This is a genomic window from uncultured Pigmentiphaga sp., from assembly GCF_937950555.1.
GTDB lineage: Bacteria > Pseudomonadota > Gammaproteobacteria > Burkholderiales > Burkholderiaceae_B > Pigmentiphaga.
In genome coordinates this window covers 20,120-27,843 of sequence record NZ_CALFCW010000045.1, presented here as the reverse complement: position 1 = coordinate 27,843, position 7,724 = coordinate 20,120, and the positions used below count along the sequence as shown (strand labels likewise).

General features: G+C 56.8%; 8 protein-coding genes. 1 reads left to right on the top strand and 7 read right to left on the bottom strand.

Annotated features, from left to right (window positions below; translation table 11 throughout):
- The 7 genes from Q0319_RS11945 to Q0319_RS11915 all read right to left on the bottom strand — a co-directional run.
- Window positions 1-434: NAD(P)-binding domain-containing protein (locus tag Q0319_RS11945; RefSeq protein WP_299452786.1), on the bottom strand; the 434-nt coding region annotated here is incomplete at its 3' end.
- Window positions 435-467: 33 nt separating this feature from the next.
- The gene (gene wecB, locus Q0319_RS11940; RefSeq protein ID WP_299452783.1) at window positions 468-1,586 is read right to left on the bottom strand and encodes a UDP-N-acetylglucosamine 2-epimerase (non-hydrolyzing); all 1,119 of its coding nucleotides are present in this window, start codon (window positions 1,584-1,586) and stop codon (window positions 468-470) included.
- Window positions 1,583-2,839, bottom strand: coding sequence for a glycosyltransferase family 4 protein (locus tag Q0319_RS11935; protein ID WP_299452780.1), 1,257 nt, complete (start codon window positions 2,837-2,839; stop codon window positions 1,583-1,585). Before Q0319_RS11935 ends, wecB begins: the two co-directional genes overlap by 4 nt.
- A gap of 18 nt (window positions 2,840-2,857) precedes the next feature.
- Window positions 2,858-4,033 (bottom strand): DegT/DnrJ/EryC1/StrS aminotransferase family protein, encoded by a 1,176-nt coding sequence (locus Q0319_RS11930; RefSeq protein WP_299452777.1) that lies wholly within the window; start codon window positions 4,031-4,033, stop codon window positions 2,858-2,860.
- Window positions 4,027-4,668 (bottom strand): acetyltransferase, encoded by a 642-nt coding sequence (locus tag Q0319_RS11925; protein ID WP_299452774.1) that lies wholly within the window; start codon window positions 4,666-4,668, stop codon window positions 4,027-4,029. Before Q0319_RS11925 ends, Q0319_RS11930 begins: the two co-directional genes overlap by 7 nt.
- Window positions 4,665-5,261, bottom strand: coding sequence for a sugar transferase (locus Q0319_RS11920; RefSeq protein ID WP_299452771.1), 597 nt, complete (start codon window positions 5,259-5,261; stop codon window positions 4,665-4,667). The genes Q0319_RS11925 and Q0319_RS11920 overlap by 4 nt, the downstream gene beginning before the upstream one ends.
- A 49-nt stretch (window positions 5,262-5,310) precedes the next feature.
- Window positions 5,311-7,263, bottom strand: coding sequence for a nucleoside-diphosphate sugar epimerase/dehydratase (locus Q0319_RS11915; RefSeq protein ID WP_299452768.1), 1,953 nt, complete (start codon window positions 7,261-7,263; stop codon window positions 5,311-5,313).
- Here Q0319_RS11915 and Q0319_RS11910 point away from each other — a divergent pair.
- On the top strand, window positions 7,262-7,705 hold the full coding sequence (locus tag Q0319_RS11910) for a hypothetical protein (RefSeq protein WP_299452765.1): 444 nt from the start codon (window positions 7,262-7,264) through the stop codon (window positions 7,703-7,705). The genes Q0319_RS11915 and Q0319_RS11910 overlap by 2 nt on opposite strands.
- The last annotated feature ends 19 nt before the right edge of the window (window positions 7,706-7,724 follow it).

Here is a 7,724-nt window from a genome sequence, read left to right as displayed (position 1 = left end):
GTCTGGGGGAAGCTGAGATCCGGCCTGGCTTCTGCAAGCCATTGTGCCATTCGTTCTGTAGCACCAACTGGGGATGTCGATTCCAGAATTACTAGGTCCCCTTTCTTCAACACCGGAGCTATTGCCTTGCTCGCTGACTCAATGTATGACAGGTCGGGTTCATGGTCCCCTTTAAAAGGGGTGGGTACAGCGATAAGAAAGGCGTCGGCTGGTTCAGGTTGGGTGGTGGCTCTGAGGTATCCTTCACTGACCGCAGCGCGAACAACGATGTCAAGCTCCGGTTCAACAATGTGGATATCACCGCGATTAATGGTATTGACCGCAGTCTGATTTATGTCGACGCCTATTACTTTTTTTTTCCTAGAAGCGAAGATGGCCGCCGTCGGTAACCCAATATATCCAAGCCCGATGACGGAAATTGTTTCAAAGCTCATTGGATGCTCCATGTCGCGTAAATTGGAATCAAATTAGGGTGTAAGTAGCGCGTTGACGATGCGCTCGCTTGCTTTCCCGTCGCCATAGGGATTATGCGCGTAGGCCATGCAGTCATATGCTTCTTTATCGGTGAGAAGCTCCCGCGTATGCCGAACAATATTCTTTGTGCAAGTACCAACGAGCCGTACGGTTCCCGCTTTTACTGCCTCGGGACGTTCTGTTGTATTTCGCATGACTAGTACTGGCTTACCTAGAGAGGGGGCTTCTTCTTGGATGCCCCCGGAGTCAGTAAGAATGAGGGTTGAGCGATGCATTAAGTACACAAAGGGCAGGTACTCCAATGGTTCAATAAGATGAACGTTGCTTATGGACGAAAGTAGTCTATTTACCGGTTCGCGCACGTTGGGGTTTAAATGAACGGGATATACGATTCCCGTATCTGTGAACTCTCTTGCGATCTGCGCTAACGCTTGACAAATTCTTTCAAATCCTCCCCCAAAGCTCTCGCGACGGTGACCTGTTACTAGAATGAGTCGTGAGTAGCGGTTTAGGAAATCAAACTGTTTGTCAAACGATTTTTGTAGTTTTTCGCTTTGTTTTAGGCGGTCAACGACTTGTAATAGCGCATCAATGACAGTGTTGCCAGTGATAAATATGCTTTTTTCGTCAACGCCTTCGCGCAGCAAATTTTGTTTGGAAGCTTCTGTAGGAGCGAAATGATACTTGGCCAGTGCTCCTGTAAGCTTCCTGTTCCCTTCTTCGGGCCAAGGCGAGTATAGGTTACCGGTTCGCAGCCCTGCTTCAACATGAGCCACAGGTATTTGGTGGTAGTATGCCGATAAGCTAACCGCTAGGGTGGTAGCGGTGTCTCCGTGTACCAAAACTAGGTCAGGCCTAAAATCTGCCAAGACATGCCTCATTCCCTGCAAGATGGCTGTGCTTACATCGGTAAGATCTTGGCCGGCTTTCATAATGTTCAAATCGTAATCTGGCTTGATCGCGAACAGATCAAGCACCTGATCAAGCATTTCTCTGTGCTGACCTGTTACGCACACTTTCGACTCAAATCGTTTGTCTTTCGCTAGAGCCTGGACGAGAGGGGCCATTTTTATGGCTTCCGGGCGTGTGCCAAAGACACAAAGCGTTTTCACTTGGTAAGCTCCCTATTGCTGTTATTACTTTGCAGTGTGCATGTACTTTCAAGCCAGTCTACGAACAAGTTGCTTAAGCTCTTCCGATCAAATTGGGCCTTGGCGAGTGCGAGGGCTCGCCTTCCCTTTCGCAATAGCTCATCCCTGTTGTCAGCTGCCCATTCTAGAGCATCAGCGAATTCTTGAGGATTATCGGGGGAGACTACAAAGCCGCATTCATGTTCAGTAATGAGGTCGGCTAACCAGCCAGGATAGTTATTTAATACTGGTAGTCCCGCTGCGAGATAGTCGAAGAACTTGTTTGGTGAGGTGCCGTAGTAAAAAGCCGGGACGTTGGCTAAGATCTGGAGGCCAACGTCGGCTGATGCCATCAGATTAGCTAAGCGAGATTTACTCATGGGTTCATGAAAAACCACATTTGTAAGATCCATGTTTTTCGCTTTTTCCACTAGGGAATCTTTTAATGCGCCTTGCCCAACTAGAAGTATCTTTATGTCTGTGCGCCCACGTTTCTGAAGTTCTACTGCGGCATCTAGGACGGCGTTTAACCCATTTGCTTTGCCATGAGTCCCTGCAAACAAGGCCAGCAGGTCAGTGTTAAGAATGCAAGCGGGTCGCCAGGGGGCGCTGGACCCATGAAATATGTCTATATCGCATCCATTCGGTATTAGAGTGATTTTCGCGCGAGGAATGCCTCTACGCGCTATTCCATCCACGATGCCAGGGGAGAGGCCAATTAAACGGTGAGCAGATTTGTAACTTAGCCATTCCAACATGGACATTGCCCATAAAATGAATGGATTGCGGATGACCCCCATGGCTCTGGGTAATTCAGGCCACAGATCTCGCACCTCAAAGACGAAGGGTTTGCGACGCAGCCAGCGAGCAAATATTCCTGGTATACCTGCGGTGAGGGGGGTCGTGGTGGCAAAGACTAGGTCGTAGTTTTCGCTGAGTGCCAGCTTGATGCTATGCAACGCGAATCGCAGGAAGGTAAGCGTTCGCTTGAGAAAACCGTCCGCGTTGCCGTACGAGAGGTCGAACTCGACCACTTCGAAGCCCGGTTGAATCGTGCCTCGCCGTTTGCCCTGGACAAAAGGGCCGGTAAGCCCCGTGGTACCCCCCTTATAACTTCCGCATACCATGCACACTTCGTGGCCACGTTCTATTAGGCGACGGGCCATTTCGTAGGAGCGGATCCCAGTTGCGCCTTGGGGGGTCGAGAAGTGCTGGTGAAAATACAAAACTTTCATCTAGGACGGGCAGCCTTTTTATCGAAGGGCCTGGGTGAGGACGTCTGACACCACAGCGCAGGTCTTGTCCAACTCGGCGGGTGTGAGCGAGGGATGAACCAAGAACATAAGGCTGGTTTCTCCCAATTGGCGCGCGTTCGGCAAGCGCTCCGATGGTCGATACCCGGTCCCTTCAAATGCTTTTTCTAGGTAGATTTCGGAACACGAGCCTTGGTAGCAGGGCACGCCGCGTACGGTGATTTCTTGAATGATTCGGTCCCGGCTCCACCCGTCACGCAGTGCCTCGGGGCGAACAAACATATAGTGCTTGTAGGCAGCGTGGTCGACGTGAGCGGGCGGTTCAGGAACGCGTACGCAAGCGTGCAATTGTGCGGCTTGGGTAATGCGCCGCGCATTCGTTCTGCGTCGTGCGATCCAGTCGTCCATCCTGCAGAGTTGAATGCGGCCGATAGCTGCTTGCATCTCCGTCATGCGCCAGTTGGTGCCAAAGCTTTCGTGCAGCCAGCGGAACCCGGGCGGGTGTTCGCGTTCGTACACCGCTTCCCAGGATTTTCCATGGTCTTTGTAAGCCCACATCTTGGCCCACAGGGCACGATCGTTCGTAGTCACCATGCCGCCTTCCCCGCCAGTAGTCATGATTTTGTCTTGGCAGAAAGACCAAGCACCGATGTGTCCGATGCTGCCCACCGGGCGGCCTTTGTATTTGGCACCATGGGCCTGCGCGCAGTCTTCGATGACGTAGAACCCTTTTTCTTCCGCGAGCGCCATGATGGGATCCATTTCGCAAGGCCACCCCGCCAAATGAACGCAAATGACCGCCCGCGTATTCGGCGTCAGTACCTCGCGGATGGTTTCCGCGGTAATGTTTTGGCTGTCGAGGTCGACGTCTGCAAAAATAGGGCGTGCGCCGGCGTTGACGACGCATGACGCCGAGGCGAGAAATGTTCGCGGCGTCACAATGACGTCGTCGCCAGGCCCGATATCCAGTGCTTTCAAGGCGAGATCAAGCGCCACCGTTCCGTTTGCGAGCGAGATGGCGTATTCCGTCTGGCACCACGCGGCAAATTCTTTTTCGAATTCGCGGCATTCTAGCCCGGTCCAGTAATTGACCTTGTTGGAAAGCAGCACACGTTTGACGGCTTCCGCTTCTTCTTCGGTAAATGAAGGCCACGGGGAGAAGGGCGTATTCAGCATGGTGGCGTAGTCCTATTCAAGTCTCTGGCCGGGTTGCCCACGGCAGTGATTCCGTCTGGTTGGTGGCTGACGACGACGGCGCCCACGCCAATCACCGCGTGGGCGCCGATGGAAATTTGTTGCCGGATGCCGGCATTCGCGCCTATCCAGGTGCAGGTTCCGACGCTGACGCCACCCGCAAGGTTGGCGCCGGGGCTGACGTGTACGCCGTCCGCCAACAGGCAGTCATGGTCCACCGTGGCGCCGGTGTTGATGATGCAGGCGCGGCCGATTTGCGCGCCGATATTGACCACGGCGCCGGCGAAGACGACGCTGCCTGCGCCGACTTTGGCGTGGCGGCTAACCGTTGCGCGCGGATGGATGACCGTGGCGAGTTGTGCCCCGGCTTCCAACAGGGCCTGGGTGTTTGCAAGGCGCACGCGATTGGCGCCTATGCCTACGACGGTCCCGTCGAACTCGCTGTACCGGGTGAGGAGGGCAGCTTGGTTGCCGACAATTGGCCATGGGCCGCTTTGTTGCCGTTCCGGCCAGGCATCGTCGAAAAAAACGATCTCGTGCCAGTCACCGCTGGCTTCTGCGGCATCGGCCACAACCCTCCCGTGGCCGCCTGCTCCCAAGATGGCAAGGCGCTTCATGAGTTGTTGCCGCGGAAACGTTCCATGGTGGCCTGCCCTTCGGCGCTGATGCCTTCGCGTACGAGCACTTTGCGCACCGTCATCCACAGGATTTTCAGGTCCAGCCAGAACGAACGATTGTCGACATACCAGACGTCGAGCTCGAATTTCTGTTGCCAGGAGAGGGCGTTGCGGCCGTTGACCTGCGCCCAGCCGGTGATGCCGGGCCGCACCTCGTGTCGGCGGGCTTGGTGTTCGTTGTAGAGGGGCAGGTATTCCATCAGCAGCGGACGCGGGCCAACCAGGCTCATGTCGCCGCGCAGCACGTTCCATAGTTCTGGCAATTCATCCAGGCTGGTGCTGCGCAGCAACTTGCCAAAGGGCGTCAGCCGCAGCGCATCGGGGAGTGGCTGCCCATCCGCGCCGACGGCATCCAGCATGGAGCGAAACTTGATCATCTGGAAAGGTCTCCCGTGCAGTCCCGGCCGGGTTTGACGGAAAAACACGGGCGAGCCAAGCTTGAGCCGGATGGCAACGCACAGCCCCACGATGATCGGGCTGAGCGCGACAAGCGCCAGGGCGGCAACGAGGATGTCGAATAATCGCTTGACCATCAGGCGACACGGAAAGTTGAAGACAATCTCATGACGAGATAACCGGTATTCATGTGGCGTGCCCCACGACGATTTCCCCTGGATCCTCCGGACTATGGACGGCTCGTTGTGTTTGGACTAACGCGGGTGCGTTCGCAGTGCTCTGGTTGAGCGGGGAAGGCGGCAATGCGGCATCCGGCAGCGGGGGCCGCTCTGCCAGCGGGGTGTAGGGAGCGTATTCCGGAACCAGCTTTTGCAGCGCGGTTTGGATCTCCAGCGTCGATTTGCCGTCGCAGGCGGTATAGAGGGCATCCAACAAGGGCTCGAGTTGATTGAGCGTCAGGTAATGCTCCCGTGAACACAGAATCCGGGGGTGCTCGCTCGGAATCGTGTCCCCCCCAATCAAAAGCTCCTCATACAGCTTCTCGCCGGGCCGCAGGCCAACCACCTTGATCTCGATGTCGCCGTTCGGGTTTCCGGGGGTTTTTTCCGTCAGTCCAGACATCTGGATCATCGTGCGCGCGAGGTCGATGATCTTGACGGGCTCGCCCATGTCGAGCACGAACACTTCGCCGCCCCGTGCCATCGCGCCGGCCTGGATCACGAGCTGGGCGGCTTCCGGGATGAGCATGAAGTAGCGCGTCACCTCGGGGTGCGTGACGGTAATCGGCCCGCCCCGCTGGATCTGGCTGCGGAACAGCGGCACGACCGAGCCGGAGGAGCCCAGCACGTTGCCGAACCGCACCATGCTGAACACGGTGCGGTTGTTGGGGCGCAGCGCAAAGGCCTGGAAGATCAGCTCCGCGCAGCGCTTGCTGGCGCCCATGACGTTGGGCGGCCGTACCGCCTTGTCCGTGGAGATGAGGACGCAAGTTTCGACATCGTTCTGGGCGGCGGCGAGCGCCACGCACCACGTGCCTTGTACGTTGTTGCGTATGCCCGCCGCCATGTTGGCTTCCACCAGCGGAACGTGCTTGTAGGCGGCAGCGTGGTAGATGGTGTCAACCCGGTGTTCGCGCACGATGCGGTTGACGAACTCCTGCTCGCATACGCTGCCTAGGTAGGCTGAGATCCGCGTGTCCGGAAAGCGTTCGCGCAGCTCATGCTCGATGGCATAGAGCGCGTATTCAGAATGGTCGAGCAGGATGAGTTCGCTGGGCTTTTGCGACTCGATCTGCCGGCACAATTCGCTGCCGATGGAGCCGCCAGCGCCCGTCACCAGTACGGATTTGCCCGTCACGCACTTGGAAAACAGGTCGCGGCGGGGCGGCACGGGCTTGCGGCCCAGCAGGTCTTCCACCTGGATGTCGCGGATCGAGCTTTCCAGCACCTTGCCTTCCACCATTTCGGCCATGGTGGGCAGCGTGCGCACCGGTATGCTCAGGTGCGAAAGTTGGTTGACGATGATGCGGCGCCGTTCGGGGGAAGCCGAGGGAATGGCAAGCACGATTTGCTGGATTTCGTACTTGCGCACCACCTCATCGAGCCGGCTGAGCGCAAAAACGCGCAGCCCCGCCACGTGCTTGTTGGCCAAGCGGTTGTCATCATCGAAGAAGCAGACGGGCGTGTACGCGTGGCTGGTCCGCATGGCGTTGACCAGTTGGAAACCCGCTTCGCCGGCGCCATAAATGGCCACGCGGGGCGCCTTGATGTGCTTGCGCAGCGGCGTGCGCAGCAGGTTGCGGGCACCGAAGCGCGAGCACACCACGTAAGAGAAGGCGATGAACCAGTAGATGAGGAGGCTGCTACGGGGCGGGGCAGGCATGTCCAACAGCACGCAGCCAATGTAAGTGCTGACCGCCAACACCGCCAGCCCAATCCCGGTCTTCCGCAACATGGAAATATCCATGTAACGGACGACATTCCTATATAGTCCGCAAATATAGAACACGGGAATGGCAGCCAGCGCCATGATGAGGGGCGCGTTCATCCCGTACCGTTCGAGGATTTCTCCGCCACCCAACCGTAAATAGTAGGCCGCTACCAGGCAGGCGGGCAGGGCAATGACGTCTGCGAGCAGCATGACCGCGATTTTTTGCGGCCGGGAAAGCGAAAGAAGAAAATCGCGTGCCTTGTTAAGCATTCTTACCTTGTACCAATCGGAACGGCCGGATGCCGGGCCGCTCATCGAAGCGCTTTGCGCTGCGCGTTCCCCCATTCACTGCTCGGCGAATGAACAGCTGGCACTCGGTAGAGCGATCGCAATCCGTCAATCCTTTGAACTGGCGGGTTTCCGGTGCGTTTTTCTCGCTGTATTCGAAGCGACCGCGAAGATTACCATGTCAGCATGGGGTATGGCGCAGGGAAAACACCCACTGCGCAGGGCTGCCTTTGCCTTGGTTTCCCGACGATATAGGCGAAACGAAGACATCTTCTTTACAGTGCGTCAAAGAATGCCGTCTTCGGTCGCGCCCGCCTGGAAGGCCGGTCGCATCGGGCTGATCTCATTCGATGCGGCTATGTGAGGTTCGGGCAGCGGGATTA

Bases quoted from the DNA above. Each gene is read 5' to 3' on its own strand.
- Q0319_RS11935 (WP_299452780.1), bottom strand. From the start codon at position 2,839: ATGAAAGTTTTGTATTTTCACCAGCACTTCTCGACCCCCCAAGGCGCA.
- Q0319_RS11925 (WP_299452774.1), bottom strand. From the start codon at position 4,668: ATGAAGCGCCTTGCCATCTTGGGAGCAGGCGGCCACGGGAGGGTTGTG.
- Q0319_RS11920 (WP_299452771.1), bottom strand. From the start codon at position 5,261: ATGGTCAAGCGATTATTCGACATCCTCGTTGCCGCCCTGGCGCTTGTC.
- Q0319_RS11910 (WP_299452765.1), top strand. From the start codon at position 7,262: ATGACCGCGATTTTTTGCGGCCGGGAAAGCGAAAGAAGAAAATCGCGT.
- Q0319_RS11915 (WP_299452768.1), bottom strand. From the start codon at position 7,263: ATGCTGCTCGCAGACGTCATTGCCCTGCCCGCCTGCCTGGTAGCGGCC.
- Q0319_RS11930 (WP_299452777.1), bottom strand. From the start codon at position 4,033: ATGCTGAATACGCCCTTCTCCCCGTGGCCTTCATTTACCGAAGAAGAA.